This window comes from Mesorhizobium sp. M0296 (assembly GCF_040321675.1).
Classification (GTDB): Bacteria; Pseudomonadota; Alphaproteobacteria; order Rhizobiales; family Rhizobiaceae; genus Mesorhizobium.
In genome coordinates this window covers 1-26,962 of sequence record NZ_JAMYRZ010000064.1, presented here as the reverse complement: position 1 = coordinate 26,962, position 26,962 = coordinate 1, and the positions used below count along the sequence as shown (strand labels likewise).

At 58.9% G+C, this 26,962-nt stretch carries 27 protein-coding genes and 5 pseudogenes; 12 read left to right on the top strand and 20 right to left on the bottom strand.

The window, feature by feature from the left end:
• Positions 1-460 (top strand): annotated as a pseudogene (locus tag NKI97_RS33395) (glycosyltransferase family 2 protein); the annotation flags it as partial.
• 15 nt (positions 461-475) lie between these two features.
• Here NKI97_RS33395 and NKI97_RS33390 read toward each other — a convergent pair.
• The 3 genes from NKI97_RS33390 to NKI97_RS33380 all read right to left on the bottom strand — a co-directional run bounded on the left by NKI97_RS33390 (position 476) and on the right by NKI97_RS33380 (position 2,447).
• Positions 476-685 (bottom strand): Hpt domain-containing protein, encoded by a 210-nt coding sequence (locus NKI97_RS33390; protein WP_352750330.1) that lies wholly within the window; start codon positions 683-685, stop codon positions 476-478.
• Between the two features lie 182 nt (positions 686-867).
• The gene (locus NKI97_RS33385; RefSeq protein WP_352450364.1) at positions 868-1,257 is read right to left on the bottom strand and encodes a diguanylate cyclase; all 390 of its coding nucleotides are present in this window, start codon (positions 1,255-1,257) and stop codon (positions 868-870) included.
• Between the two features lie 812 nt (positions 1,258-2,069).
• Positions 2,070-2,447, bottom strand: coding sequence for a hypothetical protein (locus tag NKI97_RS33380; RefSeq protein WP_352450365.1), 378 nt, complete (start codon positions 2,445-2,447; stop codon positions 2,070-2,072).
• 731 nt (positions 2,448-3,178) lie between these two features.
• Between NKI97_RS33380 and NKI97_RS33375 the strand changes: the two genes are divergently transcribed.
• The gene (locus tag NKI97_RS33375; RefSeq protein ID WP_352450366.1) at positions 3,179-3,703 is read left to right on the top strand and encodes a helix-turn-helix transcriptional regulator; all 525 of its coding nucleotides are present in this window, start codon (positions 3,179-3,181) and stop codon (positions 3,701-3,703) included.
• Positions 3,704-4,243: 540 nt separating this feature from the next.
• Here NKI97_RS33375 and NKI97_RS33370 read toward each other — a convergent pair.
• Positions 4,244-4,683 (bottom strand): annotated as a pseudogene (locus NKI97_RS33370) (SOS response-associated peptidase); the annotation flags it as partial.
• Positions 4,684-4,714: 31 nt separating this feature from the next.
• Here NKI97_RS33370 and NKI97_RS33365 point away from each other — a divergent pair.
• Both NKI97_RS33365 and NKI97_RS35630 read left to right on the top strand, forming a co-directional pair.
• Positions 4,715-5,225: pseudogene (locus NKI97_RS33365) on the top strand (IS110 family transposase); the annotation flags it as partial.
• Between the two features lie 76 nt (positions 5,226-5,301).
• Positions 5,302-5,466, top strand: a complete 165-nt coding sequence (locus tag NKI97_RS35630) for a hypothetical protein (RefSeq protein ID WP_502896535.1) — start codon at positions 5,302-5,304, stop codon at positions 5,464-5,466.
• Between the two features lie 210 nt (positions 5,467-5,676).
• Here the strand turns inward: NKI97_RS35630 and NKI97_RS33355 are convergent, their stop codons facing one another.
• From NKI97_RS33355 to NKI97_RS33320, 8 genes are all read right to left on the bottom strand, one after another.
• Positions 5,677-6,015, bottom strand: a complete 339-nt coding sequence (locus tag NKI97_RS33355; RefSeq protein WP_352838425.1) for a slr1659 superfamily regulator — start codon at positions 6,013-6,015, stop codon at positions 5,677-5,679.
• Between the two features lie 18 nt (positions 6,016-6,033).
• The gene (locus NKI97_RS33350; RefSeq protein WP_352450369.1) at positions 6,034-6,594 is read right to left on the bottom strand and encodes a slr1658 superfamily regulator; all 561 of its coding nucleotides are present in this window, start codon (positions 6,592-6,594) and stop codon (positions 6,034-6,036) included.
• A 2-nt stretch (positions 6,595-6,596) separates the two neighbouring features.
• Positions 6,597-8,963 carry a SpoIIE family protein phosphatase gene (locus NKI97_RS33345; RefSeq protein WP_352450370.1) on the bottom strand — a complete coding sequence of 789 codons (2,367 nt, stop codon included), beginning with the start codon at positions 8,961-8,963 and terminating at the stop codon, positions 6,597-6,599.
• The gene (locus tag NKI97_RS33340) at positions 8,960-10,138 is read right to left on the bottom strand and encodes a methyltransferase domain-containing protein (RefSeq protein ID WP_352450371.1); all 1,179 of its coding nucleotides are present in this window, start codon (positions 10,136-10,138) and stop codon (positions 8,960-8,962) included. The genes NKI97_RS33345 and NKI97_RS33340 overlap by 4 nt, the downstream gene beginning before the upstream one ends.
• Complete coding sequence (locus NKI97_RS33335; RefSeq protein WP_502896732.1) at positions 10,135-10,656, bottom strand: ubiquinone biosynthesis methyltransferase UbiE; 522 nt, start codon at positions 10,654-10,656, stop codon at positions 10,135-10,137. Before NKI97_RS33335 ends, NKI97_RS33340 begins: the two co-directional genes overlap by 4 nt.
• 173 nt (positions 10,657-10,829) lie before the next feature.
• A complete protein-coding gene (locus NKI97_RS33330; protein WP_352450372.1) occupies positions 10,830-12,479 on the bottom strand; it encodes a putative bifunctional diguanylate cyclase/phosphodiesterase in 1,650 nt (549 codons plus the stop codon).
• Between the two features lie 420 nt (positions 12,480-12,899).
• Entirely contained in the window at positions 12,900-14,042 is a 1,143-nt protein-coding gene (locus NKI97_RS33325) for a helix-turn-helix domain-containing protein (protein ID WP_352450373.1), read from the bottom strand.
• Between the two features lie 560 nt (positions 14,043-14,602).
• The gene (locus tag NKI97_RS33320) at positions 14,603-14,848 is read right to left on the bottom strand and encodes a hypothetical protein (protein WP_352450375.1); all 246 of its coding nucleotides are present in this window, start codon (positions 14,846-14,848) and stop codon (positions 14,603-14,605) included.
• 576 nt (positions 14,849-15,424) lie between these two features.
• Here NKI97_RS33320 and NKI97_RS33315 point away from each other — a divergent pair.
• Both NKI97_RS33315 and NKI97_RS33310 read left to right on the top strand, forming a co-directional pair.
• Positions 15,425-15,688, top strand: a complete 264-nt coding sequence (locus NKI97_RS33315) for a hypothetical protein (RefSeq protein ID WP_352450376.1) — start codon at positions 15,425-15,427, stop codon at positions 15,686-15,688.
• 125 nt (positions 15,689-15,813) lie between these two features.
• Entirely contained in the window at positions 15,814-16,563 is a 750-nt protein-coding gene (locus NKI97_RS33310; RefSeq protein WP_352450377.1) for a DUF4336 domain-containing protein, read from the top strand.
• Between the two features lie 163 nt (positions 16,564-16,726).
• Here the strand turns inward: NKI97_RS33310 and NKI97_RS33305 are convergent, their stop codons facing one another.
• The 4 genes from NKI97_RS33305 to NKI97_RS33290 form a co-directional block, all read right to left on the bottom strand.
• Positions 16,727-16,861 (bottom strand): hypothetical protein, encoded by a 135-nt coding sequence (locus NKI97_RS33305; protein WP_352450378.1) that lies wholly within the window; start codon positions 16,859-16,861, stop codon positions 16,727-16,729.
• Between the two features lie 476 nt (positions 16,862-17,337).
• Positions 17,338-17,643, bottom strand: coding sequence for a hypothetical protein (locus tag NKI97_RS33300; RefSeq protein ID WP_352450379.1), 306 nt, complete (start codon positions 17,641-17,643; stop codon positions 17,338-17,340).
• A gap of 295 nt (positions 17,644-17,938) precedes the next feature.
• On the bottom strand, positions 17,939-18,658 hold the full coding sequence (locus NKI97_RS33295; protein WP_352450380.1) for a serine hydrolase domain-containing protein: 720 nt from the start codon (positions 18,656-18,658) through the stop codon (positions 17,939-17,941).
• Positions 18,618-19,154, bottom strand: a complete 537-nt coding sequence (locus NKI97_RS33290) for a serine hydrolase domain-containing protein (RefSeq protein ID WP_352450381.1) — start codon at positions 19,152-19,154, stop codon at positions 18,618-18,620. Before NKI97_RS33290 ends, NKI97_RS33295 begins: the two co-directional genes overlap by 41 nt.
• A gap of 539 nt (positions 19,155-19,693) precedes the next feature.
• Here NKI97_RS33290 and NKI97_RS33285 point away from each other — a divergent pair.
• The 3 genes from NKI97_RS33285 to NKI97_RS33275 all read left to right on the top strand — a co-directional run bounded on the left by NKI97_RS33285 (position 19,694) and on the right by NKI97_RS33275 (position 21,851).
• Positions 19,694-20,014: a putative quinol monooxygenase gene (locus NKI97_RS33285; protein ID WP_352450382.1), complete on the top strand. Its 321-nt coding sequence runs from the start codon at positions 19,694-19,696 to the stop codon at positions 20,012-20,014.
• Positions 20,015-20,092: 78 nt separating this feature from the next.
• Positions 20,093-20,968: an NAD(P)-dependent oxidoreductase gene (locus NKI97_RS33280; protein ID WP_352450383.1), complete on the top strand. Its 876-nt coding sequence runs from the start codon at positions 20,093-20,095 to the stop codon at positions 20,966-20,968.
• Positions 20,969-21,035: 67 nt separating this feature from the next.
• The gene (locus NKI97_RS33275) at positions 21,036-21,851 is read left to right on the top strand and encodes an AraC family transcriptional regulator (RefSeq protein WP_352450384.1); all 816 of its coding nucleotides are present in this window, start codon (positions 21,036-21,038) and stop codon (positions 21,849-21,851) included.
• 401 nt (positions 21,852-22,252) lie between these two features.
• Here the strand turns inward: NKI97_RS33275 and NKI97_RS33270 are convergent, their stop codons facing one another.
• Both NKI97_RS33270 and NKI97_RS33265 read right to left on the bottom strand, forming a co-directional pair.
• Positions 22,253-22,606, bottom strand: a complete 354-nt coding sequence (locus tag NKI97_RS33270) for a hypothetical protein (protein WP_023680319.1) — start codon at positions 22,604-22,606, stop codon at positions 22,253-22,255.
• Between the two features lie 240 nt (positions 22,607-22,846).
• A pseudogene (locus tag NKI97_RS33265) lies at positions 22,847-23,011 on the bottom strand (rhodanese-like domain-containing protein); the annotation flags it as partial.
• Here NKI97_RS33265 and NKI97_RS33260 point away from each other — a divergent pair.
• The 3 genes from NKI97_RS33260 (at position 22,991) to NKI97_RS33250 (ending at position 25,760) form a co-directional block, all read left to right on the top strand.
• The gene (locus tag NKI97_RS33260) at positions 22,991-23,722 is read left to right on the top strand and encodes a helix-turn-helix domain-containing protein (RefSeq protein WP_352750324.1); all 732 of its coding nucleotides are present in this window, start codon (positions 22,991-22,993) and stop codon (positions 23,720-23,722) included. The pseudogene NKI97_RS33265 and the gene NKI97_RS33260 sit on opposite strands and share 21 nt — an antisense overlap.
• Positions 23,723-23,770: 48 nt before the next feature.
• On the top strand, positions 23,771-25,072 hold the full coding sequence (locus NKI97_RS33255; protein WP_352450386.1) for a glucoamylase family protein: 1,302 nt from the start codon (positions 23,771-23,773) through the stop codon (positions 25,070-25,072).
• Between the two features lie 247 nt (positions 25,073-25,319).
• Complete coding sequence (locus NKI97_RS33250; RefSeq protein WP_352838424.1) at positions 25,320-25,760, top strand: hypothetical protein; 441 nt, start codon at positions 25,320-25,322, stop codon at positions 25,758-25,760.
• Positions 25,761-25,826: 66 nt separating this feature from the next.
• On the opposite strand, the gene NKI97_RS33245 is transcribed toward NKI97_RS33250, so the two are convergent.
• Both NKI97_RS33245 and NKI97_RS33240 read right to left on the bottom strand, forming a co-directional pair.
• Positions 25,827-26,414 carry a cyclic nucleotide-binding domain-containing protein gene (locus NKI97_RS33245; RefSeq protein WP_352450388.1) on the bottom strand — a complete coding sequence of 196 codons (588 nt, stop codon included), beginning with the start codon at positions 26,412-26,414 and terminating at the stop codon, positions 25,827-25,829.
• A gap of 147 nt (positions 26,415-26,561) precedes the next feature.
• Positions 26,562-26,880: pseudogene (locus tag NKI97_RS33240) on the bottom strand (pyridoxamine 5'-phosphate oxidase family protein); the annotation flags it as partial.
• Positions 26,881-26,962 lie beyond the last annotated feature (82 nt).

The following is a 26,962-nucleotide window of genomic DNA, read 5'->3' as shown; positions in this document are numbered from 1 at the left end:
GCTGCGGACGCGCTGGCAGCGCGGCGCGCTCGAATGCTTCTTCCGCCACCGCGCCATGCTCTTCAATCCGCGCTATGGCCGCGTCGGCTTCCTCGGCTTCGGCCACATCTTGATTGCCGACGTGCTGGGGCCCGTGGCGGAGGTGCTGGGCTACATCCTGATCCCGGCCTTCTGGCTGCTCGGCATCCTGTCGGCCGAATATCTTTTGGCCTTCACCTCGCTCATCTTCACCTATGGCGTTTGCGTCAGCGTATGCTCCCTCATCCTCGAAGAGGCCGAGCTCCAGCGCTTCCCGCGCGCCCGGGACCTGGCCGTGCTGACGGCGGTCGCCGTGATCGAGAATTTTGGCTATCGCCAGCTCAACAATTTCTGGCGCCTGAGGGGCTGGTGGCAATTCTTGCGGGCAGACCAGAACTGGGGCGAGATGACCAGGACCGGCCTTTCCGGCGCCAAGAAATAGGCATGGCCGGACGCATCATTGCAGCGTCCGCTCGATCTCCGCAATTAGGGCATGGAGCGCGGCTTCGGCCGCCCCTTCATCCCCATTCTCGATCAGCAGCGTCTCCAGCGCGGACGCCCGCGCGCTGATCTCCCCAAACCCGAACGTACCCGCCGCCCCCGCCAGCGAGTGGGCGATACTAACCATTGCATCGCGGGTGGGCGGGGCATCGCCTTGACGTGCAATGGCCTTCAGCTCCGCGAGCTGATCGGCGCATCGGACAAGGAAACGCTGCCGGAGAGGGGCGAAAGGATCGTTTGAAATGAGGTGGCGCTCCTCCTGGATCGTTTCGGCGGGTATTCAAGCAGAAAGCGGCTTGGGTCGAAACGGACTGCTTGTCGCGCATGATCTCCAGGGCAACGGCCTTCTCATACACCATCAACCACGACGGGATCTCGTCCCTCCGACTTAGCACGGAATAGTGCCAGGCCGGCGGCTTTGACGAGATCATTCAGGCTCTCGTTCTCGTTGGGTACCGTTGTAGCGACGCCAACGCTGGTCACTCTGCCGCAATCGTGCGGAATGTTCAGATCTCGCACGCTTTGGACGAGCCGGAAGGCTATTTCGTTCGCATGTTCCATTGAAGCGTCAACCAACACGATCACAAACTCTTCGCCCCCATATCGTGCAGCCAGGTCGTTGGAGCGACCAGCGCCAGTTTGGATTGCGCGGGCAATTTGTTTGAGCACCTCGGCTAGCCGGCTGTAGCCGACCACATCCGAGACCAGGATCGCTGCTATTTTGCGGGTCGCACTCATCTCGTGCTCCCTCCATCCAGCCATCCAGTCTGGCACTACTGCCGACCAGGCGCGCTGTCTCACTGCTTCGAAGTCGCATAAAAGGCAGTGCGGAATGCACAAAGCAGCAGGAGAAGGGGGCTCCGTTCATAACGCGTAGGCCCCGCTAACACCGGCTGAGTCCGCAATTCAGCCAATCCGGCCGTTTCTGCCAAGCCAGCGCAGGCACCTTGCGGTTCGTTTCGCGCCGGTTATAAGGCCGGCGCCCTCGCCGGCTTCGTAGGGCACTTGGTGACGGGAGGTAGGTTGCCAGCCGCGTAAGCCTATACCAGTTCTTCCCGGGCCTTCTCGACGGCAGCTTGCGGCGTGTACATGTCGATCAACGCAGGGGTGCCCGACATGGTCGCTGGTAGCCTTCCGCTCGCAAGGCGACAGTGTATGGCCGCCGGCGCGTTCAGATAAGCCGCAGCCGCCGCTTTCGTCCTGTGTGGCCTCTTGCCGCCGCGTGGCTTGTTGGTGACATACGCGGGCCGCTGCTCGTACCAGCAGCGTCGGTGTAGGTAACAAGCATGCCGCCTTCGGCCTTCTTGCGAGCGCCGGGCTTTGTGTAGAAGTGCATGCCAGCAATTTCGGCCACATGGCCATCAAAGTCCGGTCTCATGCTACGCCCTTCAGGAGGCGACAACATTCCGCAAGCACAGCACATCACCCAGCCTAGCGGCTCGCTCCATCCCGTGCGCGGCCCTTCAATCCAGCCCAACGCCCCGGCATATGTCACGCTCTGACGGCCGTATCTGATGCAGAACCTCCGGCCACACTTCGTCGAGCCCATCCTATGCCGGCTCCACCATAGTTTCAGACGTCACCTCGTCGCCTGGCACGTCATGCGTCTCGGCGTCGTCGGGATTGGCGTCTCGCGGGTTAAGATAACCCTGCGCGCCTTCCGTACGCGTTTGGCCGGTGGTGTCGGGGATCTCTTGCAGCACGGCAAGCGCTGCGGCTGGATCTTCTTTGGCCGGCCAGTGCACCGCACGCATGCCGCCGCGGAAACGAGTGTTGTCATTGTCGGCACGGAGGGCGCCGGTGAATTCCCCAGGTTTGAATTCCGGCTGCCAGGCCGGGTAGTCCCATGATGCGATGCGCGGAGCGGGTAAAGAATAAATCCGAAGGAGGCGGGCGAGCACCCCTATGCCACCTTTCTTTCTCGCCATCTCGCTCGTTATTAATCTTGCCCTTTCGTAGGAGGGCTGTGTGGTGTTGGAAACAGGTGAGCAGCAATATTATCGGCAGCTTGGCGGCATGAAGAAATCTTAAAAAATGCACTCCGAGATACGTTTCTGGATGTGAAGCTAACGACAATCTTCAATTTGATTCGTATAGAATCGCGTGTTGTGAACGCGTAGTTGAGGAGCCCCCGAAATGAACGCAAAGCTCAAAAGCGAAGCCCGTCGCAAGGTAATTCTTCATGGACACCTTAATAACAACCGTTGAAAGATATTGCGACCAAGATCGGATGCTCACTGGCGAGTTTAAGAGTCAGCGCCAGTAAACTCAGTTGCACTCGAACCCCGACGGAGGCGGCGGAATTTCGGCGTGGCTTTCATATGCCGGAACACAAACGGGAAGAAATCTCGCGATTGCGGCGCAAATTCTGGGAATCTTAACAGTGTAATCATCAGATGTCGAGTTAGGTTATTACGGACGGATACTATCACTTGAAGACTTTCTGCAGATCACGAGTAGCTTTATTGGGTAGGGGTAGAAAATGACTCTGATCGATAGACATAGTGATCCTGTTTCGGGTAGCCGATACATTGCGACAACGACCAAGTATAACCATGAGGCGCATACGACGCGGCCCTCTTATATTTTTCCTCCAGATCGTGCATCGGGCGCAGGGGTCGGGGAGCCAAGAGCACGCAGCCTGGAATCCATAACCGGCATGCTTGATCGCATCGGCTGCGGCTATCTCGTGCTGAACCGCGAGAGGAAAGTGCTCGAATGGAACGCAGCCGCTCAAACCACGCTGGAGCGCCAGGGAGAAGTGGCCGATACGGCCAGCGGTCTTTCCGTGGCTTTGAGGCGGCTGCTCGCGAATGTTCCGGCCCATTTCCTGCCGGGCTCATTATCGTGGGTGGTGATCCGCAGCAACGGCGACAGGCCGGTGATATTGAACGAGAACGGGTTTATCGCTCCTGACGGAACGAGCATTGTGGCGTTACTGGATCGCGAGAACAGGTCGGGGCCAAATCCTCAGACACTGCAAAAGATGTTTGGTTTGACGAGCGCGGAAACGCACTTGGCGTTGCGCTTGGCTCAGGGCGACGCGCCGCTGGAGATCGCCCGCAGTTGGCGCCTCAGCCGCACCACGATCCGCTCCCAGCTTGCCTCGCTGTTCGCCAAGACCGAAACGAAACGTCAGGCCGAACTGGTGGCTCTTCTTGGGCGCATTTCAGTCTTGCCATAAGGGCCGTCGTTTGGATCCATCTCAGCAGACAGCCAATCCCGAAACGCTTTGATTTTCCGCTGGGCGATGGCGCGGGGCGGGCAGAGGAGCATGAATCTCGAAAAGAGAGTCACTCGCACGCACCAAAGCCGCAATGGCGTCTACGGACAAGCACACAGGCAGGAGGTTGATAGCTACTGCTGTGCTTGGGGTCGCCTACTTCGTAGCCTATCCATATTCCCCTGGTTTGATGCGCCTCATCGGCATCGCGTTTGTAATTTGCGCCTTCTACCGCACGCAGAACCCTTAGATATCCGGCCTGTGGTTGCCCTATTATGCCCCCGGTCGCTTGTTCTTGACGTAGCCCAAAGCCTCGACGTGCGTCCCGTCGACATCTGTGACGAGCACAAGTTTCGGCGAGAATGCGCTGGTGCCGTCGGTGCCGACGACCTTGACTATCCGTCCGCTTTCCGGGTGGAGGCATCGAATTGGGTGGTTAGGGCGATCATGTCGTTTTCTATTTTCTCTGCTCAGATTGAACCGCCGGTTGTCACGTTGTGATTATGCTTTTGCCTGCCTTTCTGTGCCCCTCATAATGGGCAAAGAACCGGATTCAGAAGCATGCTCACAACGTAACAACGAGAGAAAATATATCTTCCACATGGCCATCAGCTCTTCTGGAAACGGCTTCATGAGATGTTCCGGGTCGGGGTCGTCAGCCAGGTCATGTAGTCTTCGGGCGTCAGAATCATCGGCATACGGTTGTGGATCGTCGCCATGAGCGGATTCGGCTCACAGGTCAGCAGCGTGAAGGTGCAGATGTTGTCGCCGCTAGCGGGGTCGCGCCTCCCAGAGCGCCGCCAAGGGCGAACGGCTCGCCCGACTTCATCGCAATGGCATAGGGCTGTTTGTTCTTGCCGGTGCCGAAGATGTCCTTCCATTCAAAGAAGCCGTCGATCGGCATCAGCGCGGCGTGACTGATAGGCGGCTTTGAACATGCCGCGCTGCGCTTCGAGCCATGATAAACGTGGTCTGGATGGGCAGCCACAAGCATCAGAAGGGAGAAGCGCAGCGACGCATCATGTGGGATTGGATGTGTCAGTGAAAGAGACCGCCATTTGCATTGGACGAAACAGGCCAGATTTGCCGCCAGATTTGCCGCGAGATAAAGATGGCGAACCATCCGGAGGATCTGGCACGGGTGCTCAAGGAGCCCAGCTGGTGGGTTGAGCGGGTTGGGCTTGAAGCCGGGCCTTGTCGCAGTGGTTGTTCGAAGGCCGGCCAGGGCCGGCCTGCCGGTGATCTGCATCGAGACCCGCCACACCAAGGCATTTCCTTAAGGCCCAGGTGAACAAACCGACCGCAATGATGCCCGCGGCATTGCGCAGATGCGCAGATGATGCGAGTCAACCTGTTTCGCCCGGTGCATGTGAAAACCCTGACGAGCCAGAAGCGCCGGGCGCTGCTGACCGCCCGCAAGCTCTTGCAGGAAAAGGCCATTGCCGTTGAGAACGATCCCCGCGGCTTGCTACCGAACTTCGGAGCGGCTGCATCTCGCGTTCGAAGCCGCGCGGCTTGCATTCGGCGTACGGACACGCACATCGCGGATTCCTGCCTACATGCGTGAGCCGGTCGCGGGGCTGCTCGACAAGGGCTTTGCGAGGACGCTCGCGAAGTTGCTTGATCCCGGCAAGCGCGTGCCACTGCCGAAGTCGCCCTCGCCGTCGAGCGACACGATCTATCTCACGGTCGTGGACCGCGACTGCACGACGCCACACTTCTGACTGCGCAGCGACGGCTGATCGGCACAGGCGGCCCGACATCCCCCCAACCCGGACGCCTGCCGCCTGTGCCAGCCCCCAAGCCATTGCGAGCATCTGCGCACGTGGCCAAATTGTCGTTAGCCTCGCATCCGAATACTTATCCGGGCGTACATATCTCGCTCTTGCAGCGCTCTTGCACGCCGTCCTTTGGCTAATTTCGGACGACCTTCGTCAGTCCATCAAAAGCACCACAGCGGGGTGCAGCTTCTTCAGATTCGGCAATGATTTCGATTGCCAGGGTATGTCTGGCGTTCCACGCACGACGAGTCGAACATCGGGATGCTTGCGCACCTCGATGGTAAATTTCGCGAGCAGGTTGATGCCGGAAGAGTTTAGAAAGTGAAGATCCTTAAGATTGAGCCTAATGGAAGCGGGATTACAGGCAAGAACACTGGTCGCCAACGCCGAGATAGGCGCACCGGCCTCGGAACTGGCAAGCCGCATTGCACCGTCGAAGAAAATTTCGCTTCCTTCAGTCCACACACGGTAGTCGTCTGTCTTGATTTCCATAGCCGGGCTTCGTTTCTTCTAGTTGTGAATTTGCGAGATCGGAATAGAGGCATATGTCTCCACGCAAAGCCGATCGCTTTCGTCGGCGGCGCTGAATATCCAAGCCAGGCGTGCGCCGTAGTCGCTCATCAACGTCAGCAATCCAAGTCCGGAGCCTGCCATGTCGGGGTTGGCGGCATTCTCTTCAATTCGCTGTATCAGCAGGTCCACGGGGTCGCCAACCGTGAGATCTGCCAGGAGACTTTGGAACTTAGAGGCATCTTCACCATCGACGTCGTTCGACACCTTGAGCTTGAAGCACTCCGAATCCATCGACGCCTCGATCAAGATCTCACCTGGTGCGCGAAACTTGACCGCATTTTCGATGAGTTCGTTGACCAGATATCCGATACTATGCCGCACTTCCATGTAGTCATTGCGGGACGACCGGAAGCGCAACGCGAAAAGATCGGCGATGAAGTCCGAGGTCGTGGCACAATGACGCCAACTCAAGTCGAGAGGTCCGTCGAACAGCCGCACGCGACTGACGCTCTCCTTCATCCCGATTGCAACGTCAGGGGTCCCGAACAGCGTTGTCATGGCTATGTGTGCCTTATGATCACGAGGGTGATGTCGTCGTGGATCTTCTGGATCCCGATATGGGCCATGAGATCCTCGATGATCCCGGTTTTGATTTCCTCGGCGCTCCCGCCTTGACGTTTTCGTGCGCTCTGGCAGAGGCGCTCGAACCCGAACAGCCTTCTGTCTTGGTCTTCCGCCTCGGTCACACCGTCGGTGTGCAGCACGATCACGTCGCCACTGCCGAACGGGATGTCGCGCGTGGCAATGAACTTCGAGATGTCATTCTCCAGGCCAACCGGCAGACCCAAATCCATCGTGTCGATGCGTTCGACGTCCCCGTCCGCACGCACGACGAGAACGTCCTCATGCTGGCCGGATAGCGTTACCCGCTCATCCTCGAAGTCAAGGAAGGCCAGCGAGAGATGCTTGCCTGTGTTCGTCCGCTCGATGTTCTTGTAGATCGCTCTGTTCAGCCGATCCAGAAACTGATGCGGATCCCCCTCATTGGTCTCCTGCAGCGCGCGTGCAACGGATTGGACCATGAGCATCAGCACGCCGCTCTCGAGACCATGACCGGTCACGTCGCCGATGCCAATCTTGACCCGTGACCCGTTCTGCAGGACGTCATAATAGTCACCGCCGACCTCGTCGGCCGGCCGCATGTAGGCCGCGATCTCCAGCCCCGGAATCGCTTCGAGTTCGAATTGTTTCGGCAGGACCATCATCTGGATCTGTCTGGCGACCGCGAGTTCAGCACCAAGGCGAACGTTTTCGTCCTGCAGCTTTTCGTTGAGTGCGGAAATCTCCTGATTTGCGTCCCCAAGTTCCCTTGTTCGTTCGTCGACGAGTTGCTCGAGGTTTTCCGTGTGAAAGCTGATCTGCTCAGCCATGCGGTTGAAAGCGACCCCTGCCGCTCCAACTTCGTCGCGCGTTGGGATGCTCACTCGGACTGAATAGTCTTTGGACTGGAGCCGCTGGGCGGCGCTGGCAAGCGCCCTGAGGCCCGCGGTGATCCGCTTCGAAATTCCGAGCACGGCGGCAAAAACGATCAGAAGCGAAACGACGATCGCGGCGATCTGAAAGAGCAGGATACGGTTGGTTGCACGGGAAATACTCTTCTGCGCGGCGAACAGGGATGCATAGATCTCCCGTTCGGGAACGACGATCCCGACCGACATCATTTCGGACTTGATCGGTCCCGAACTCCACAGATTGGTCGGCTTTAATCTTTTGAGGACAACAATGTAGGGTACGCGTTCGCCCTTGTCGGCGAGCATGACATGCTGAATGACACCGTCATTGTTCTGGTCGAGAGGCAGCGACGCGATAGCCGGCTGCGTACTTCCCCGCAGGGACCTCTCCAGGCCGGTGACGCCCTGGGTGCCCGCATCGCTCGATGAAGTCAGGCCGATGATTGCCTGGCCTGAGGGATTGATCGCCACGACGTTGCCAGTCGACATTGTGAGAAAGCCGAACCCGGTCTCAGCGATCTTCACACGTTCGACGACTTCCGCGAGTTGATCGAGAGTGATGTCTGCTCCCGCCGTACCAGCGATACCGGTGCGATCGCGCGTCCACAGCGGGTGGAAAAAGCTGACGATTAGCTTTCCCGTGATCGCATCGGTGTAAGGCGCTGTCTGGGTGATATCGTCAGAGACCGGACGTGAGGCTGGATCCCTGGCCCATTGCTGCCATGACCCATAGATTCCCGGAAAGAAAAACTCCCAGAACTCTGCCTTGTTGTGGCCTGGGTAGAGCCGGTCGAAGGTCTGTGCCTGGTCCGTATACGGCACCGTCCTGAAAATCGGCCGTTCCTTTGGACCAATATAATACATTTGCAGCTTGGACGACCCGCTGGCCATGAGCGTCGGCGCAACGAGGTCCAGCACGGTGCTGTCTTCTATTTCCTGCTGAACGCTTGGCAGCGGACTGTGGTCGGCGCCCAGCAGGTAGCCCCAGACGCTGACCACGGAAGGCGCTCCCGGCAGGTTCTGCGCCCAATCGCCCCGCGAGTCGTAGACGACCTTCACGGAGCCCGGCGCCTCCTGCGAAAGCGTGGCTCCGACCTGTTGTTGCCTGCTTGGATCGTCGATCTGGGCCTGCAGCACGCCGGCCAACGCCTTGACGTCCCCATGGACTCGATCGAGCAGCAGGTCGACGCTTAACGCTGTCGATTCGGCATAGGAACGAATGTATTCCTGGTTTGCGATCGTCAGGCCCTCACCGACTTCGGATGTTGCGTCGCGCGACAGCTTTTGAACATTCCAAAGCGCCAGGCCACCGCTCAAAAGGAGGTCGAACAATACCGCGCCGCCAACGACCAATACGAATTTCGCTCGAAAGGAGCGCAGGCCGAATCGCGGTGTGGGCTCATCGTTGGCTTTCATTGCGGCCGTCGCCCCGATGCGACCCAGATCGGCCAACCCGCATAACCCTTGGGGTGGAGCGCAGCGAAAATATGATCCTCGAAGCCCTGCCGGAAGCGTGCGACGAACTCCGGTCCATCGCCGCGTCTGGTCGCCATCTCGCCCGCATAGACGTCCGCCCAGGCCGCAATGACATCGGCGAAGTCCTGCGGATCCCCGTCCAGGTTAGTGACCATGAAGGTCTCCACACGGATGTCTTCGAATCCGGCTTCGATCAGGTATCGCCGGCTCTTGGGCCCAAGCTCGACATCCATCTCGAAATGCCCGAACAGCTTCGCCACCTCGTTGTAGGTCCAACGAATGCTTTCGGCGCGCGGCTCGCCGAGGCAATGCGAATTCTTCTCGTTGGTGATATAGACCCGCCCGCCTGGCTTGCAGATGCGGTAGAGCTCCTTGAGGATGAGTTCAGGTCGATTGAAGATTTGAAGGGAATGTCGGCAGGTGACCAAGTCGAACTGCGCTTGGTCGAGCAGCATCTCCGACGCATCGCCATAAGTATATTCGATGCCCCGGATGTCGAATTCCCGCATCACTTGTCGAGCATAGTTCAGGCTTGATCTGGAGTGGTCGAGGGCGACGATCCGCGATGGCTGGAACTCCTTCTGCGCGAGCACGGCGAAATCACCGATCCCGCAACAGACATCGGCCATGACGATCCCGGGGCTCATGCCGTGTCGCGGCAAGATTGTGCGCTCGTGGCGCCAAGTCATCTTTGTCTGAGTGCGCAGGATGGGTACGAACCCGCCTTCTTCAAGAAAACCCTGCCCCGGATAAAATTCAGTGTCATACTCCTCGACGGTGATGTTCGGTTCAATTCCGCTCAGGCGACCGAATTTTCGCGAGGTCCATCCGACGACGCTTGACGTGATGACGACGAATTTGAGATCGGGTCGAGCGCGACAAGCGTCGATGATGATCCTCGAAAAGGTGTGAAACGCCGCGTTGTTCATCTGCGTCAGGCGCCTGACATTGACGTAGAGAACGCCGCGCACACGGCCGATCGCATCGCGAAGTAATGCTATGCTGGGCCCAAGCTCATCGATCGCCTGAGGCCGGACCACTCCCGATATGGAGAACTCCTGGTTGTTCGCGTCGTATTGCGCCTTGAAGCGCGGGAGAAGGTCGTAAGGGCTCAATTTTGCAGGCCCTCGAGCGGAAGATCCACGACAAGCTTGATTGCATCGCCGTCCGCGTCCTCGATCCAGAGTGTCGCGTTGTAGTCGACAGCCAGTTCCAGGAGTATGACCTCGCGGCTCGGCGCGAGATCCCCGGACACCGAATTGAGGTATCGCTCTCTGGCCTCTATTCCTGCAAGTTGCGACACGGCTTCTTCGTAGAATTGGCGCTCCTCCGGCACGCAAGGAAATGTCAACTCGATCCTATCCGTCGCGCCATGGCGAGACACCCTGCATGCCAGTTCGCCGTCGGCATGGCGAGTACGAAAGGCGACTTCCAGCAATTCGTTGAAGGCGGAGGAAAAGAGATTTGAATGGTGGACCGAGTCTGACCTGTTTTGACTGATCATCCGGGCCACGTATGTCGAGACATAATCGCAATGCTTCCAAGCGGAGACAAAAGCTTTGATTTCCATGTCGATCTGGATCATCGGCTCAAAAGTCGGCTCGCCAGCCAGGTCATGATGAATAGGTCCCATCGGCATCTCACTTGTTCCATCAGTATTGAGCTCTCGCGGGGTGATGGCCTCCGCGATGAAAAATTTCTCCGCGCCCGTGATGAGTCTGTCTCGCACCCACTCGAGGAATTGCGCTGTATCTGCCTCGATCATTCTAGAATCTCCGCCTCACCGTTAACGAAGGCCGCAAGGCACTAGAGCGCTTGTTTTGATTCCTCCATCGCGCGTACCACCCTCAGCGGGGACCGCCTGATGAAACCGCTGATCGCCTCGGCTCCAAGCGGCTTTCCCAGGAAGTTGCCTTGCAGGCAATCGCAATTCTCCTTGATCAGCCACCGTGCCTGTGCAGGGGTCTCGACCCCCTCGGCAGTGACATTTATCCCGAGGCCGTGCGCCAGATTCATAATCGATCGCACGATCGTTTGGCTTTTGAGATCGGTCTCCAAGTCCGCAATAAAGTACTGATCTATCTTCAACGTATCGAAGGGAAAATTTTTAAGGTAGCTCAACGATGAATAGTATGTTCCAAAATCGTCTAGCGATATTCGAATTCCCAAGACATTCAGCGTATTCAATGTGTCTATGTTGTCGATCGTCTTCTCAAGTAGAACCCTCTCGGTTATCTCAAGTTCAAGTCTGTCGGCTTCAAGCCCAACTGCGTCGACGATCTGAGCGACGGTGTCCGTCAGCAAACCGCTAAGGAACTGAGCCGGCGACAAGTTCACTGCGACTGTCAGCGAGGAAGGCCACGTCAACGCCTGGCGACACGCTTCCTCGAGCACCCATCGTCCAATCTCGTCCATCAGACCGTCCGCTTCGGCGATCGGTATGAACACGTTGGGTGGAATGATTCCGAGCTCGGGGTGCCGCCACCGCAGCAGCGCTTCGAAACCGGTCACTGACGAGGGAGGCTGAATGAGCGGCTGATACTCCAGATAAAGCTCGCCGCGCTCCAGCGCGGTTCGAAGGCTGCGCCTCAGATTCTCGCGTTGCTCGAGCAAGAGCAGCATCGAACGGTTGAATGTTCGAGCGCAGCCGCGTCCATCTGTCTTGGCCGCGTAAAGAGCAATGTCAGCGGCTTTCATCAACTGTTCGCCGTCGGTCCCGTGCTCCGGCCCGAAAGCAATTCCGATACTCGAGCCGACGAACACGGGAATGCCGTTGATGACGAACGGGTTCTTGAACGCGTCGACTAGAGATCCGGCAAGGCGCTCAGCCTCTGCTGGCTGCTCCTTTCCCAATTGGATGACAGCGAACTCATCGCCGGCATACCGGTAGGCGGATTCGCCGTCCTGCAGCGAGTCGCGGATACGACCCGCCGCGAGTTGAAGAAGAGTGTCGCCTGCTCCATGGCCGAGCGTGTCGTTGACCGCTTTGAAATCGTCAAGGTCGATTTGCAGAAGGGCGGCTTTCGGCTTTGATCCGCCGAGGGCCGCCATTGCCTGCTGGAGCCGCTCGCCGAATCGCCGCCGATTCTGCAGTCCAGTCAGCACGTCGTGCGTCGCCTGATGGAGCAGAACTACATGTTCTTGTTCCTCGGCTGCGCTCCGCCCGCCGTCCTCCCTTAATTCGATGATACCCGCACCATTTGCCGTGGGGAACACAAAAACGGACCGGTGCGCTCCGCCCGATGTTCGCGGCAAGTCGATGCTGGCCGGAGAGCCACCCTGGAACACACGAAGAAATTCGTCGCGATGGCTCGCATCGAGAAAGCTCGGGTAGATCACCCAGACGGCGGCGCCCGGCGCTACCGCGCCTCCGTACAAGCCTTTGAGCCTGGCCGCGTAGTGCGTCAGGCGAAAGTCACGGTCATAGAACGACAAAAGTTCGGTCGTGTTCGCCAAAAGGTCTGCGAGAACCCCATCGCCGACACTTGGAGCGTCGCTCGATGAAGGCCCCTCACTCTCCGTGCCGACGCCTGAAGCCTCTGAGGGCAAGAACCACCTCCATAGGCGGTGCAGACTCGCGCCCCCCAGTCTAGAAATAGCATAACTGTCAAGCTTGGCAAACTTTCAAATCGCAATCTTAATAAGAGCCCCCCGCAGCCTAGTTCCATGTATGCTCCGCCGTGATTGGCGGCAAATTATCAATAACGATGAACCGTCACAGTTCGTTAACAAACCGTGAATTGGCGAGAATCAGCTCTGTGATTGATGCGCAGTAGGCGCGACACGAAAATATTGTGGTCCATGAGGCGGCGTGACCTTCGCCGCCCCGGGCAACCCCTCTTCTAAGTCCGCCCAATCAGCTTCGCGATCCTGTAATCAGTTTCCGAGCGCCTTGAGCCAACCTTCAAAGGAAGAGGCCTCCTGGCCTCCGGCATGTGAAACAGAGTGGGCGGGGCGCGGCAATACCACAGTACTGCGGCCTTCGCGGGGGCTGTAACCGAATTCCTTGCTGAATGCTCGGCTGAAATTAGCCGCTGAACTAAACCCGAAGGCTTCAGCAATTTCAACAATGCGCCGGCTGTCCGCCGGATCGCTTAGCGCAATATGGGCTGCTAGAAGGCGGCGACTTTGTATGTAATGGAGAACACCGCCGCTTGGTTCGAACAACTGATAGAGACGAGAGCGCGAGACGCCGAGCGCCCGGCACATTGAATCCGGTGTCAAATGAGCCGCATCCAGATTGTGGTGTACGTATCGACGCGCTCGCTCCATTAGCGCGACACTCGTCAATAGTTCGGCGGCCGCAACCTGTTCCGCCGGAGGCCCGAGGCAGGCAATGATCATGCTGCGTGTTGCGTGCACGATGCGGGGCAGATCGTCAGCCGTGAGGCTGCGAAGTCTTGCTTCGATGCTGTTGACGTAATCGAGCAAGAGGTTGGCAAAGTTGCCCGACAGAATTGAATTGTTCTTGGCGTCCAGGGTTGCCGCCGCATCGGCGAACAAATCGCGCGGCAAATAGACAAAGAGACTTTCGGAGTCCGTTGTCCTCCCGCGAAACGGGTAGCCAAGCGATCTGATCTCCAATTTACCCGGCTGGTTCTCCGCTACACGGCGATCGACCTCCGTCCACGACCGGCCAGTACGTGGCAAGGCGATATACCAGTGATCGATCGAGCTGGACCGAAGCTTCGCGGCAGAACGCATATAACTATGTGCCGGTGCGCGCTGTTGAACGATCAGCATGCCGTCGAGGTTCCAAGCCGTGTGGTCGGCGGGAAAGCCATCGTCGAGCGATTTGTCATCCGGCAACCTGACCTCGACGAGCGGTGCCATATGCGCCTGCCAAGCGGCGAATTGATCCTCTGGCGCCAGTTCGAGCGTTGAAAAGGGCAAAGGTTCGAGCGCCGGCGCAAGTGACGGGGCACCCTCATTGTAAGGTTGAGCTTCGCGCGGCCAACGACGTCGATCACGCTCCAGCGCCTGCCTCGCAAGCGCCTCCTCTTGCCTTTTAGCATCCATCGCGTGGTGTCATATCCGATTCGGGTATGCCCATGCCCCTCTCAATCATGTGGTGTACCTCAGGCATCTGGCAAGACTGGCCGACTCGAGGCGACTGAAACGGCGATCACGCTGGATTACGGCAAGAAATGCATTCCGAGATAAGTTTCTGGATGTGACGCCAACGACACTCTTCAGCCTGGTGCGTATAGAATCGGGCATCGTGGAATATTAGTTGAGGAGACCACCCAAATGGCCACTAGGCTCAACAGCGAAGCTCGTCGGAGGATAATTCTGGATGGATACGGTAACAACGAGCCGTTGAAAAATATTGCGGCAAAGGTCGGATGCTCACTGGCGAGTTTGAAAGTCACCGCCAGCAAACTCGGTTGCACTCGAACTCCGAAAGAGGCAGCCGAATTTCGGCGCGGATTTCACGTCCCGGAAAACAAGCGGCAGGATTACTATAGACTTATGATTACCGGACAATATAAAGCCCGTGAGTGTGCGCTTATGCTAGGATTAATAAAGGAGCAATCAGGAATCAAGTAAATTGATTCGTAGTCACTGCAGATGACAAGTCATTTTGACAGCCACCGCTTCAGCGGTTCATCAGCAAAAAGCCCGCCGCAAGCACGGTAGCGGGCCTTGAAAGGTTCGCACAGATGCTGCCTCGGTATTTCAATCGCACCTGCCTCAGCCCTCATGATCTGGCTATTTGCGAACGCGTGTTCGATCAGGTCTGCGCGGATGAGCATCTCGACCCTTTGGACCCGGCGGCCGAAATCTTGACAGTAATGGTCGTGGCCATTTTTCGAAATGCTCACACCAGCGAGCGCCAACTACTTGCGGCTGTCAAGTCTCATCGGCAAAAGGCTGCGGGAAGGCGCGTCGCATGAATCCGTTCAGTCGCGACGCGCTGTTGCCAAGACACCGGACTTAAAACCGCCGCGGGCACGGGTTCACAGTGGTTTCAATACTACTCCCTCCAGCCGTTGATATTTGCTTCGGAAGATCGTTTTTGGTGCAAGCGGTCCTTGCTGTCGCGGAAGTCTCGATTTGTTGCCATCTTGGCGCAAGCGAGTGCGCCGATGGTTTCGCGGCTATCACCTAAGTCCCTATTCGGTCCCGTCCGTCTCGCATTCGTTACCGATCGAGCACCGGCAAATATGAGTTCGTTTCCAGACATTCTCGCAGAATGGTCTCACGACTCTAACGGGGGTACAAATTCACACGGCAAGGCGGGCCGACCGGTGGTGAACATCAGCCGAGCCTATCGGCTCACGCCACTCTGCAGCCAGAGAGTTGCATTTACGCTCTTCAACATCGTTAAAAACGTACGGAGGTTTCCCGAGACTCGGCTGCCCGCGGCGCGCATGGTCAGGGGCAGGGAGGAATAGACCATGCGCGAATTGCCCAGCACCATCGACGCAGACGTTCTGATCGAAATCGGCAGGCTTTTGGATGACCACGCGAAGTCGACGCCCGTGCCCGTCCACAAGCTTGCATTGTTAATGCGGCAGCGTTCAAACGCCAGCCTTCCGGTTGAATCGATGGAAGAGTTGATCGTGAAGATGGCCATGACGCGGCAATTGCCAATGATCTTCGATTTGCCTGACATTGACACGGACAATGTGATCTCGATTGCCTTGGCACGCGCGTCTTGAGACTTGCCCTCGAGCGCAAGTTCAGTTGCTCCACCAGAAGCAGCAGGTGCTGCGGTTCGGCATGACCAAACCTGGCCCAGATAGCGTGCATCGCCTTGCGCCGAGCTGGTGAAGTGGAATGGGCTGTGAGTGCATCCCTTTACGAGCCGGTGAACGTCTACAAACCGCAGGGACCCGATATCGGCGTCGTTGACGGTCCGTTTGAGTATTTGACGGTAGCAGGACTAAAACTTCCGCTGCCATTCACTACTCGGATGACGGTGGTGCGCCTATCGAACGGCGATCTGTTCCTTCATTCGCCCATCAAGTTTGCTTGGACGGTGGCCGAAGAGTTACGGAACTTGGGCAGAATTCGCCACCTCGTGTCACCCAACCAATTTCACTACGCTCATGTCGGTGAGTGGTCGAAGGCTTTCCCTGAGGCAACCACATGGGCATCGCCCAGAGTCCGCCAAAGAGCACGCGCACGGCATGCTGATGTGACGTTCGCTCGGGATTTGGAAGCCGATCCGCCGGAAGAGTGGCGGCGGGACATGGACCAGATATTGTTTCCCGGTGGCTACTTCAAAGAGTTCATATTCTTCCACCAAGCGTCAAAGACGCTGATTCTTACAGACACCATCATCAATCTCGAATTGGACATGATCGATGAGCCTTGGCGCACGGTGACGAAGCTGACTGGGATGGCTCACCCGCACGGGCGCACCTTCCTTGGCATGCGGCTGCCAATTCTCCTGCATCGGCAGAAAGCACGGGCAGTAATAGGCAAACTCCAGTCGTGGCAACCGCGGCGAGTGATTCTCAGTCACGGCCGCTGCTTTGATGGGAATGGCGACGAGCTTGTCCGTAGAATATTCGGAAAGACGGCTTGGTGAGGCAGTGGTTTGGGGAAAGCCAAATGTCCATTTCGGGTCGGCTCCGCCGCTCGCCCCGATCGCTTTATGCCGAGGGTAAGCTCTCGCTCATCTGGCCGGTCGCGTTGCCGACCGATCGGCCTAGAACGAATCCCTGTCGCGAGGGCGGACCTTCGCCGGCACGCTATGTCTTGACAGATACCTTGCGGGCTTTCAGCAATGACTTGATGCCGTTGCGGTCGTTGTCGATGCGGCCGCGGCCGTGACCGACCGAAAGCTTCGACAACGCATGCACCGCATGCGACAGGTTGTTGTTCATCCAGGGCGACGGCGCCTACTCCACCGCAACCATGTCGCCCAGTTCTGTCACGAGGCTCCCGGCACCGGGTGCCGGGACCAACATGTGATCTCCATAATGCGTAAGAGCCGGAGGTCCATCGCCGGCGACAAGGCGCTCATTGCAGAGAAAGGTTACGATCCATCGGGTGCCCGCGGCCTTCACGCGAAATGTTGCTGGGCGCCTCCTTCGACAGCGCGCACATGCGACACGTCCTGGCCGGGGGCGCCGCCTGTTGCCGAGAGCGACGATCGCGAATGCGCGAACGGCTGGACGGCAGGTGAAGCGGGGTCGCGATAGGCGCACATCGGACTTGCTTCACCAGTAGTCCGAAGACGCCAGCGACGCACTAGGCTGGACTCGTGCCCTAGCCGTCGAACTCCCGCTTATCCGTCGCTGTCAAAGTGCGCTTGCATCTTCCCTACGCCGACAAGCGCGGCCGTCGTATCGCCGTAGTATCAAGCCGCTGAAGTCCGGCGGTGCTTTCTCAGCCGAGTGATCGCCGACTTGTCGACCGTGATCACCCCGCCGCAATCAATCCGCACGGTGAGTTTGCTTGCTCCGCGATCGATGCGCGTGACGTCCCCAACAAGAACCACTCGGTCTCCGGCCCGGGCTTTGGGTGGCGGATCAATCGTATAAGGATGGTCATACGATGGAATGCTCACTCTAGCGCGCCCGCTGGGGAGAATCGTGATGACGGTACCTGCTAGTGAAACCTCATCGCCAACCTCAAATTCGCGAGGCATGTTAACGTGCAGCATGGTCTTCCTCCCGATGCTTTCCCTAATTGACGCTTTGCTAATTAATGCCCGGCCAACCAGGTTGGTTGCTTGCAATCGACTTCGTACGGTTCCGCACAATTCCAAGCTGGTATGCACTCCCAGTTGGCCTCGGATCGGCCTTGTGGGCGTCAAATTGTCAACACCGACAGCGGCCACGAGATCCACAAGGACCAGCCGCAGCTCGTCCTCGACCCGATCCGCGAAGTCGTCGACGCCGTGCGCACCGGGAAGACAAGCCTAGAGCCGTAGCGGCCTCGCCTGTCCCGACCCGGTGTCATCGCTTCGCTGGCGCTAACGGTGAGACCGCATAGATCTGGTCCAGTATTTTCAGCATCAGAGCGTTGGCGGTCGGCTTGCCGTCGAGCGAGAGCGTCAGGCTGGTCCAGACGATCAGCGTGACGTCGTTGTCCGGGTCATGGCCCATGAAGGAGTTGTAGCCGGGCATCTCGCCGCCGTGGAAATAGATCTTGTTCGGCCCGAAGGTGACCAGGGCGCTGCCGTAGCCATATTTCTGGCCTTCAGGCTTGCTGGGATCCTCCGCTTCGGGACTATCCAGCCATTGGCGCTTGTAGTCGGCGTTGAAGACCTGGCCCCCGACCAGTGCGCGCATCCAGGTCGCCAGATCATCCGCCGTGGAGATGACGCCGCCTGCCGCAAAGTAAGCGGACGGGTTCTGCCACGTCTCGTCATCGGGCTTGAGCGTTCCCGCCCTGGCCGCCGCCTGAAGATCGTCCGGATAGGGCGCATCGACCAGGGCGTAAGACGCGCCGCCGTAAATGTAGCCATGCGCATAAGGCTCGGGGATGGTGTTGGACGTGCTGACGGGCAGCAACGTGTTTTTCATCCCCAGGGGCCCGAATAAGCGCTCCTGAAAGATCGTCGCCAACGGCTTGCCATCGATCTTCTCGGCAACGAGGCCGAGCAGATAATAGTTGGTATTGTTGTAGTCGAATTCAGCACCCGGCGCGAAGTGCGGCGGCCGTTTGAAAGCCATGGCGAGGAACCTCCTCCGAGGTCCACGCCTTGTCCGGATTGTTATCGAAGCTTTCCGCAAGTTCCGGTGCATTGGTGAAATTGTAAAGGCCGCTCCGCATCTTTATGAGCCGGCGAATGGTGATCTGGTCGCCGTTCGGAACACCATCAACGTATTTCGAGATCAGATGGTCGAAACTCAGCTTTCCTTCCTGGACCAATTGCACGATCACCGCGGCCGTCATCGTCTTGGTGTTTGAGGCGGGCCGGAAATGGGTATCGGCGCGCGGCGGGTTCGTGACGCCGAGTTCGGTCGTTCCATACCCGAAGGCGAAATTGCCCTGCGGAGTCTTGAGGAGAACCATTGCGCCCGGCAGCAGGAGTTCCTTGGCCGTGCGTTCCATCATTGCCTGAAGCGCGACCGGGTCGATCGGCTTGAGCGCCGGCGCAGAAGCGCCCACGGCGCTGCCCGTTGCGCACACCGCGACAACCACCGCGCCCAGTGTTCTCGCTATCATCGTTTCACTTCCTGGTAAGATCGACGGGACGAACTCTACCGGAAACGCAGGCTTCCGTCTGTGGCCGGAATATCAGCAATGGAGGGATGTCCCAGTTTCTGCTTCGTCCGCGATCGAGGCGATGCGGACCTCGCCTACTCAGCAGCTGCCAGCGCGGGTCAAACGGTTTGGTTGGGTGGTGAGCCGATGTTCGCGCAAGCACGATCGCCATTATGGGACCGACAGTTTTACCATGCGGCGTCCTCCTTCGGTCTCCGCCTCGACCGAAATCCTTCTCGCTCATAAAATTTCTGCGCGGATTGGTCGTTAGGACGCTCAGCTTGGTAGGCAACCCACGCTTGGCCGCCTCCGTCACTCTCTGTCGGGCAGAACTAATTGCAATGGTGGCGCCACAGTAGCCGCAGTCGAACGCGGTCGGCCTGGACCTACAATGTTGCTGACGCGTCCGGAGCCATGCGTGATTTCGCTGCCATTTCGCATTTCTACAATGCGACGCAGCTTCGCCGAGCTAGCATTCCAGCATCAACAAGGGTCTGCTAATGATGTTCATCGCGAACCTTCTCGCTCGGGCCGAGACCGTCGATCAAGTCCGTGACATCCTCATCGATCTCACGCGGCAGACATCCGCTGAGTCGGGCGCGGTCTCGTATCACGCCGCTCAGAGCACGTCCGACACCACGCATTTTTATGTCGTGGAACAATACCGCGATCATGCGGCTTGGGAGTCTCATATGGTCTCTCCCTATGTGCGCAATGCGCTATCCGTGTTCAATGATCTACTTAGAGAGCCGCCTGCGGCAGCCGCGTTCGTGGTTTTTGCCGAATACATAGCTGTGCCAGCGGACAGCCACGCGATCTAAGCGTTTCGCCGTTTAGCTGTCGACCACACAACTGGATTGGCTCTTGATACAACCTACGACGGATGGAAAGGATTTCCGATGGCTGAAGTGGCAGTTCTAGGACTTGGAGCGATGGGGTCGCGCATGGCAGCCAATCTGCTCAAGGCAGGGCACCGCTTGACGGTGTGGAACCGGTCAAAGGAGGCGGCGCATTCGCTCATTTCCACAGGAGCACGTCTCGCCGGCACACCGCGAGAGGCCGCGGCAGGAGCAGATTTCGTGATCGCCATGGTTCGAGACGACATTGCATCACGAAAAATATGGCTCGACGAGGACACGGGAGCACTTGCTGGGCTCAAGGCAGGCGCGGTGGCGATCGAGAGCTCGACACTGACGCCGGTTTGGATCGGCGAGCTCGCCAAAGCCGCATCGGCTCGGGGCGTCGCCTTCCTTGAGGCACCGGTGGCAGGCGGGCGGCCGCAAGCGGAGGCGGCCCAGCTGATCTATCTCGTCGGCGGCGAGAAGGACGTCCTTGCGCGAACAGAACCGCTGCTCAAAGCCATGGGCACGGCAGTACATCACGCTGGGCCGGTCGGGGCAGGCGCCATGGTGAAGCTCTCCGTCAACTCTCTTCTCGCTGTCCAGGTTGGCGCAATGGCCGAACTCATTGGCCTGCTGCAGCGGCTGGGCGCCGATGTCGATCGAGCCGTCGAGATTATTGGCACGACGCCCGCCAGCAGCCCAGCGGCGAAAACGATGGCAGCCTCCATGCGCGCGGGCACGTTCGCACCATTGTTTCCAGTAGAACTCGTGGACAAAGACCTTGCATATGCAATCGCTATGGCGGGCGCGGACTGCTCACAGTATATGCCTCTGACTATTGCGGCCCGCGAGGTCTTCCAGCATGGGATTGATCGCGGCATGGGCGATGACAATATAACCGGCATCGTGCGCCTGTACACTGAGCCAAGATAATCTATGTATGCGATGGGCGGCTGCAGAAATGGCGTAACAAATAAGTCATGGATTTTGAGAGGCTTGGATGCTGAGTATATCCTATCGACCGATCGAATCGATAGGTCACGTGGTTGATCGCTACTGGTCACGTGAGACCAATCCTGGCGAAGACATCGAATTCATGCCGTTCTGGCCAAGCCCAGGCGGAGCTGAGATATTCTTTCACGTTGCACCAGGCTTTCTGCTTAACGGGAAACAGCCGCCGCGGGCCCATGTTTTGTGCTGCCGTAGCCAGCCCATTCACCCAAAGGCCGTGCCGGGATTTCACTTTCTTGCTGTCCGTATTCGGGCGGGCATGGCAGAACATCTGCTGGGAGTGCCTGTTTCCGAACTTGCAGACAGAATTGTTCCACTCGAGGTGATCTGGGGACAAGAGGCAACGCGTCTGACGGAGCAAATCGTAACCACGGCGCTTGACAGCACGCGGGTCCACCTGCTGAACCATTTTCTACAGCAACGTCTCAATCCCCGAGCAGAGCGGGGCACCCTCGATGCCGCCTTCCGACTCCTCGAGACGGGAACATCATCGATCTCCAAAATCTGCGATCTTGTGGGACTGAGCGAGAGACAGCTTGAGAACCGTTTCAAGAGAGCGACGGCAAATTCGCCGGTCCGCTTTCGCCAACTTGCGCGGTTGAGACGAACTATCAAAGCGATATTGCAAGATCCGAACGAGAAATTTACGCAGCTTGTCGATGAGGCCTACTTTGATCAATCGCAGGCCGTTCATGAGTTCCGCCGTTTTACAGGTCTGACACCCACGGAATTTTGCGAGCTGGCGAGACGGTCCGCTCACTTCTACGAGGTGAGATCGCCGACTTTGGCTCGCAGCAGTCAGTAGTGGGTTGAGCCCGCCGGGCAACGCGGCGGAAGCTCCGTTCCTCCGGAACCACTGCAAAGCCGGCCGCAACGATCAACCCCGAAAACGTTGTCCGATGTAGGGGTTCGAATCGCTCTGGCGCTATCGGCAATACAGCGCGTCGATCGAAATCACCTGTTAGCCTCTCCTCTGAGCGCGGCCGCAGCTCCCTTCAGGCAAGATGCGCGAGCAGACGGATATCTATCTGACCGAAAGCAAACAGAAGCCAGGCGTGCCCCACTGAAAGCACAAGCATGCGCAAAGGTTCCTGGACTGATGCTCGGCTGGCGGCAACTTGCTCGCCAGCCGAGTGAGTTCAGGCGGTGGTCGGGGGAGACTGGCCAGCCACACACTGGTGATTCCAACGTGGGCCGATGTGCCAATCAGCAACCTTCGTCGGTCTTTTTCACCTGGCCCGGCGCGGCGGTGTTGGCTGCCGTGTCCTGCTGACCAGGCGCCGCCTGCTGAGCGCTGCCAGTCTGCTGGCCGGGCGCGCAGTCCCTGGCCGAGTTCGGATTCGTGGTGCCGCTGGTGGTGGTCGTGTCGGTGCCCTGATCGCCGGACATGTTGGTGCCGCTGCTCGTCGTGCCGGTGCCCTGATCCGTCGTACTGGGCATGGTTGTCGTGGTCGAGGTTCCGCTCGTCGAGGTTCCGCTCGAAGTTCCGCTGGTCGTCTGGGCAAAGGAAAGCCCGGCCGACACCGCCAGCACGGCCGAAGCCAAAAGGATGCGTTTCATCTTCTTTCTCCTGTCTGAATGCGCGGGATGCGCCTGGCAAATCCAACAGGCAGACAGAAGGAGTGTTCCCCGATGAAGTTCAACTTTTGTAACTCTGGTCATAGGTCAGCCTTAGGATGGCGGGCGTATATTAGAAGCCTCTTGAAGAGGACACTGCCCGCACCAGAATCCATGGCATGGCTCGGGGAATAGGCATTGGTGACCAGGTGGCGATTACTGCCACGGTTCGAAGGCGGATGCGGTTTGGTCGGACCAGCGCTCGAGCTTTGAGCGGACAATCTTGCCATGGGGCAAGTTGATGGCCCCGGGGACATGACCTTGGGCGAACATCGAAGGGCTGCGGACATCGAGGAGGACGAAATCGGGTTCGCGCGACAGCGCATCATGAACATCCCAACAGTCCGTACGACGCATTGGCGCTACGCTGATGCACTGCGCAGCCAGTATCCAAAGTTGGCCGTGGATCATGCCTCGCTCTACCGCTCGCATGGCCGCGTGTTCACGTCCGCCGGGAGTGCCGCCGGCATTGACCTTCTGATCGAGATCGTTCGCCAGGACTTTGGAGCTGATGCGGCCAACTCCGTGGCTCGAAGGCTTATAATGCCGGCGCACCGTACCGGTGGGCAGGCGCAATTCCTTGAACGACCTGTTCCGACACGGCGTGGGTCAGAAGTTGCGCCACTGCTGGACAAGATGAGGGCTGAACTCGGCGGCGTCTGGACGCTGGAGCGAATGGCATCGGAATGCCACATGAGCTTGCGGACCTTTATACGACGCTTCACCCAAGCGACGGCATCGCCTCCAGGCGAATGGCTGGTATCCGAGCGCCTTGACGAGGCGAAGCAGCTCCTGATTGGTCGCCACCACAGCATCGAAGAGATCGCCGCCGCCCGTGGGCATGAGTTCAGCGGATACGCTGCGACATCACTTCCGCAAACGCAGGGGTATCAGCCCAAAGGAGTATCAAACGCAGTTCGGCCGTCCGACGCCAGTTTAATCATGATTTTGACGAATGCTCGGTCATCTATTTGTGCCATCAACGTCCGGAAAGGGGTCGCAGAACGAACCCGCTCGCACGGGAGGGCACGCGTTTCGCGACTGGCGCATAGGCGATAAGACGACCAAAAGGTGGGAAGCGCAGCGAACCCCTCTATATCGACAGCCATGGATGCATCGAGCGACCACCTGCAGAACGACGAGCTTCTCTCGGACATCCAGTGCCTGTCCTTCGACTATTTTCTCAAAGAGGCCAACCCGGCGAATGGCCTGATCGCCGACCGCAACACCCCGGGGTCACCGGCCAGCATCGCCGCCGTCGGGCTCGCCCTGTCGGCCTATCCCGTCGGTGTCGAGCGCGGTTTCATGACGCGCGCCGCCGCCGCTGAACGGACGCTCGCCACGCTTCGCTTCTTCTGGAACGCGCCGCAAGGGCCCGAAGCCGACGCAACGGGCCACAAGGGCTTCTACTACCATTTCCTCGACATTGAGACCGGCCGCCGCGTCTGGAAGTGTGAGCTGTCCACCGTCGATACGGCGCTTCTGCTTGCTGGCGTGCTGGCCGCCGGCGCCTATTTTGGCGAGGACGATGAATCCGAACTGGAAATCCGGCGGCTTGCCGATGCGCTCTACCGGCGCGCCGACTGGCGATGGGCGCAGAACGGCAGCGCCACCGTCACCCATGGCTGGCGGCCTGGAAAAGGCTTCCTGCGCTACCGCTGGCAAGGCTACGACGAAGCGGTGATCCTATATGTGTTGGGCCTCGGTTCGCCAACCCATCCGTTGCCGCCCGAGAGCTATGCGGCCTGGCTATCCACCTACAAGTGGAAAAAGATCTATGGCCGGGAACTGGTTTACGCTGGTCCACTTTTCGTCCACCAGCTCTCGCATATCTGGATCGATTTTCGCGGCATCCGCGATGCTTCCATGCGCAACCACGACTGCGACTATTTCGAGAACAGCCGCGAGGCAACCTACCTGCAACGAGACTACGCCATTCGCAATCCGAAGGGCTTCAGCGGTTATGGCGAGAATTGCTGGGGCATCACCGCCAGCGACGGCCCAAGCCCGACAAAACCCCAAATGACGGTCGGTGGCCGCCGCTTCTTCGGCTATCTGGCGCGCGGCGTGCCATTCGGCCCTGATGATGGGACGTTGTCGCCGTGGGCAGCGATTACCTCATTGCCCTTTGCACCAGAGATCGTTCTGCCGGCACTGCGCTATTTCCACGAGATCGACCTGCAAGAGGGCAACCCTTACGGCTTCACCGCAAGCTTCAATCCGACAATAGCAGCCGCCGACGGCCGGCCATGCGGTTGGGTATCGCCCGACCATGTCGGCATCAATCAGGGGCCGATCACTCTGATGATAGAGAACTACCGCTCGGGCTTCCTGTGGCGCCTGATGCGCCGCGTGCCGGCCATCATCGCGGGACTGCACCGAGCCGGTTTTTCGGGCGGTTGGCTATAACAAGTCGAGATGACAAAGCTCCCCGACTGATACCGGGACTTTTGACTGCTAGCACATGCCGCATTTGCTGCAAATGTCGCCTTAGCGGCGCATTGGTACTCAGCAGCATAGGGCCGAGGAACGAACCCGCTGCGCGGGAGGGGCGCGCGCGGTTGAGGTAGAGATCAAGAACCGGTCGTCGCGCTCGCGTTGAGCGTCGTTCGGCTCGAGCAGAGCATGGCGGGCTTCTTCAACAAGGAGCCTGACCATGCCCACCTTGGCGTCGCGCGAAGGCCAGGCTTGTGGCGCGCTTGACGACGTTCTGCTGAATGGCCTCAGTCAGGACCGTCTGCGCCGGCTCTTCAGTCATGCCGCAGGCCGGAGCCGCGGCTTGCAAAACTTGCCGCTTAACTGGTCGCTTGGCCTGCAACCTGGTGCCGCTCTCTTCGAACTTGACCAATGGCTGAGCGCGCTGGACGCACCGAGCCGGCTTCGAACCGACGGCATCGATCCGAGACCGATCCTGATCCCCGTCCTCGACATGCTGGCCAACGGCTTGGCCATGGCCGAGCGGGCCTGCAGCGAGGCCGAACGCCGCCACGAAGCGACCAGCGCCGATCTTGCTGCGGCATGCGAGGCGATCAATGCTGAATTCGGTCCGGATGCAATGTGGCCATGTGCCGGTCCATGCCTTCGTCCGGAAGCCTGAACGCCGATAGACGTGCCCGCTGTTTCCTCAGTCTTCCAGCGGCAAACAAGATAGTCTTCCGCGCTGCTATCTTGCTCTTGGTGCCCCGCTGTCAATTGGTCTGAAGTGTGAGACAGTCTCGATTGTGAGGCCGAGATAATCGCCGATGTCCATACGCGACATTGGCAGTTCGACCTGCTGCAATCCGCCCTGCCGTTCCACCATGTCGACCAGGAATGCGGCGACGCGTTCGATGGCGCTCTGGCAACCGAGGACCAGCAGGTGTTCCTGCGCTCTGGTCAACCCCTTGAGCGCCATGGGCAGCAACTGATGGGAGTTGTCCGCTCCAGCAGCGAGGCGGAAGACGCGGACACCGGTGGCATTGATCGCCTCGGCGAAGAAATGATGCGTGGTGCCGGCTTCGAAGCCGAATGTCTCTCCGGCGAGGTGAAAGGCATTTATCTGCCGGCGGCCGTCAGCAAGCAGGCGGTAGACGCGGACGCCGCCGAACTTCAACTGGTAGAAGGCTCCGGCCTTCTCGCCCTGGGCGTAGATTTCCGCGCCGGCGGGATAGAAGCTGAGTGGTTGCAGCGGTGCGGGCTCGAAAGCCTCCGGCAGGTTGGGCTGGGAGGACCGCGACGGCAGTGCAACTCTGGAGTTGGTGTAGGCGTGCATGGCTGTTTTCCCGGTTAATCCGTGGAACAGCAATCGCGCTAATCGGCCCGTGGCGAAATTCGGTTATGTCCGTACGGGAAACTACTAGAACCGCTCCCTACGCGCCGGTCCAGCCACCGCTTTCAGCCCTCGCGGCAGTGGAGACAGCTACTCACTTGCCTCGCGGCCCGACACCTGCTCGATCAAGACCCGGAAGAACACGTGGGGCGCGCTGTCCGACACCGGAGGCATGACCGGCTTGAGGGCGCCCGGCTCCCACCAGTTGGCGTGCTTGCTCAACACTAACCATGCATAGTCGCGCTGAACCTTGCAGCCGATCTGGTCAGGCAGTTCTTCATAGCGGCTCTACAACCACGCTTCTCCATCCCCGTCCTTGGCCGCGTTCGTCGACCTGGAGGGACACCAGCGGATTGGCCCGCATCCAGTCGATCTTCTTGCCCAACATGGAAAATGCATAAAGGTGACTCACCCCAGCCAATACCTCGGCCCCGGCCCCTTGCGTCCTGCCATATCGGCAGGGTTCGCAAGGCTACACCGGTCGATCGACA

Excerpts from the sequence above, each read along its gene's own strand:
- NKI97_RS33385 (WP_352450364.1), bottom strand. The coding sequence starts at position 1,257 with ATGAGTGCGACCCGCAAAATAGCAGCGATCCTGGTCTCGGATGTGGTC.
- NKI97_RS33380 (WP_352450365.1), bottom strand. The coding sequence starts at position 2,447 with ATGGCGAGAAAGAAAGGTGGCATAGGGGTGCTCGCCCGCCTCCTTCGG.
- NKI97_RS33375 (WP_352450366.1), top strand. The coding sequence starts at position 3,179 with ATGCTTGATCGCATCGGCTGCGGCTATCTCGTGCTGAACCGCGAGAGG.
- NKI97_RS35630 (WP_502896535.1), top strand. The coding sequence starts at position 5,302 with ATGCGTGAGCCGGTCGCGGGGCTGCTCGACAAGGGCTTTGCGAGGACG.
- NKI97_RS33355 (WP_352838425.1), bottom strand. The coding sequence starts at position 6,015 with ATGGAAATCAAGACAGACGACTACCGTGTGTGGACTGAAGGAAGCGAA.
- NKI97_RS33350 (WP_352450369.1), bottom strand. The coding sequence starts at position 6,594 with ATGACAACGCTGTTCGGGACCCCTGACGTTGCAATCGGGATGAAGGAG.
- NKI97_RS33345 (WP_352450370.1), bottom strand. The coding sequence starts at position 8,963 with ATGAAAGCCAACGATGAGCCCACACCGCGATTCGGCCTGCGCTCCTTT.
- NKI97_RS33335 (WP_502896732.1), bottom strand. The coding sequence starts at position 10,656 with ATGGGACCTATTCATCATGACCTGGCTGGCGAGCCGACTTTTGAGCCG.
- NKI97_RS33325 (WP_352450373.1), bottom strand. The coding sequence starts at position 14,042 with ATGGATGCTAAAAGGCAAGAGGAGGCGCTTGCGAGGCAGGCGCTGGAG.
- NKI97_RS33315 (WP_352450376.1), top strand. The coding sequence starts at position 15,425 with ATGCGCGAATTGCCCAGCACCATCGACGCAGACGTTCTGATCGAAATC.
- NKI97_RS33305 (WP_352450378.1), bottom strand. The coding sequence starts at position 16,861 with ATGAACAACAACCTGTCGCATGCGGTGCATGCGTTGTCGAAGCTTTCG.
- NKI97_RS33300 (WP_352450379.1), bottom strand. The coding sequence starts at position 17,643 with ATGCTGCACGTTAACATGCCTCGCGAATTTGAGGTTGGCGATGAGGTT.
- NKI97_RS33295 (WP_352450380.1), bottom strand. The coding sequence starts at position 18,658 with ATGGCTTTCAAACGGCCGCCGCACTTCGCGCCGGGTGCTGAATTCGAC.
- NKI97_RS33290 (WP_352450381.1), bottom strand. The coding sequence starts at position 19,154 with ATGATAGCGAGAACACTGGGCGCGGTGGTTGTCGCGGTGTGCGCAACG.
- NKI97_RS33285 (WP_352450382.1), top strand. The coding sequence starts at position 19,694 with ATGATGTTCATCGCGAACCTTCTCGCTCGGGCCGAGACCGTCGATCAA.
- NKI97_RS33280 (WP_352450383.1), top strand. The coding sequence starts at position 20,093 with ATGGCTGAAGTGGCAGTTCTAGGACTTGGAGCGATGGGGTCGCGCATG.
- NKI97_RS33275 (WP_352450384.1), top strand. The coding sequence starts at position 21,036 with ATGCTGAGTATATCCTATCGACCGATCGAATCGATAGGTCACGTGGTT.
- NKI97_RS33270 (WP_023680319.1), bottom strand. The coding sequence starts at position 22,606 with ATGAAACGCATCCTTTTGGCTTCGGCCGTGCTGGCGGTGTCGGCCGGG.
- NKI97_RS33260 (WP_352750324.1), top strand. The coding sequence starts at position 22,991 with ATGAACATCCCAACAGTCCGTACGACGCATTGGCGCTACGCTGATGCA.
- NKI97_RS33255 (WP_352450386.1), top strand. The coding sequence starts at position 23,771 with ATGGATGCATCGAGCGACCACCTGCAGAACGACGAGCTTCTCTCGGAC.
- NKI97_RS33250 (WP_352838424.1), top strand. The coding sequence starts at position 25,320 with ATGCCCACCTTGGCGTCGCGCGAAGGCCAGGCTTGTGGCGCGCTTGAC.
- NKI97_RS33245 (WP_352450388.1), bottom strand. The coding sequence starts at position 26,414 with ATGCACGCCTACACCAACTCCAGAGTTGCACTGCCGTCGCGGTCCTCC.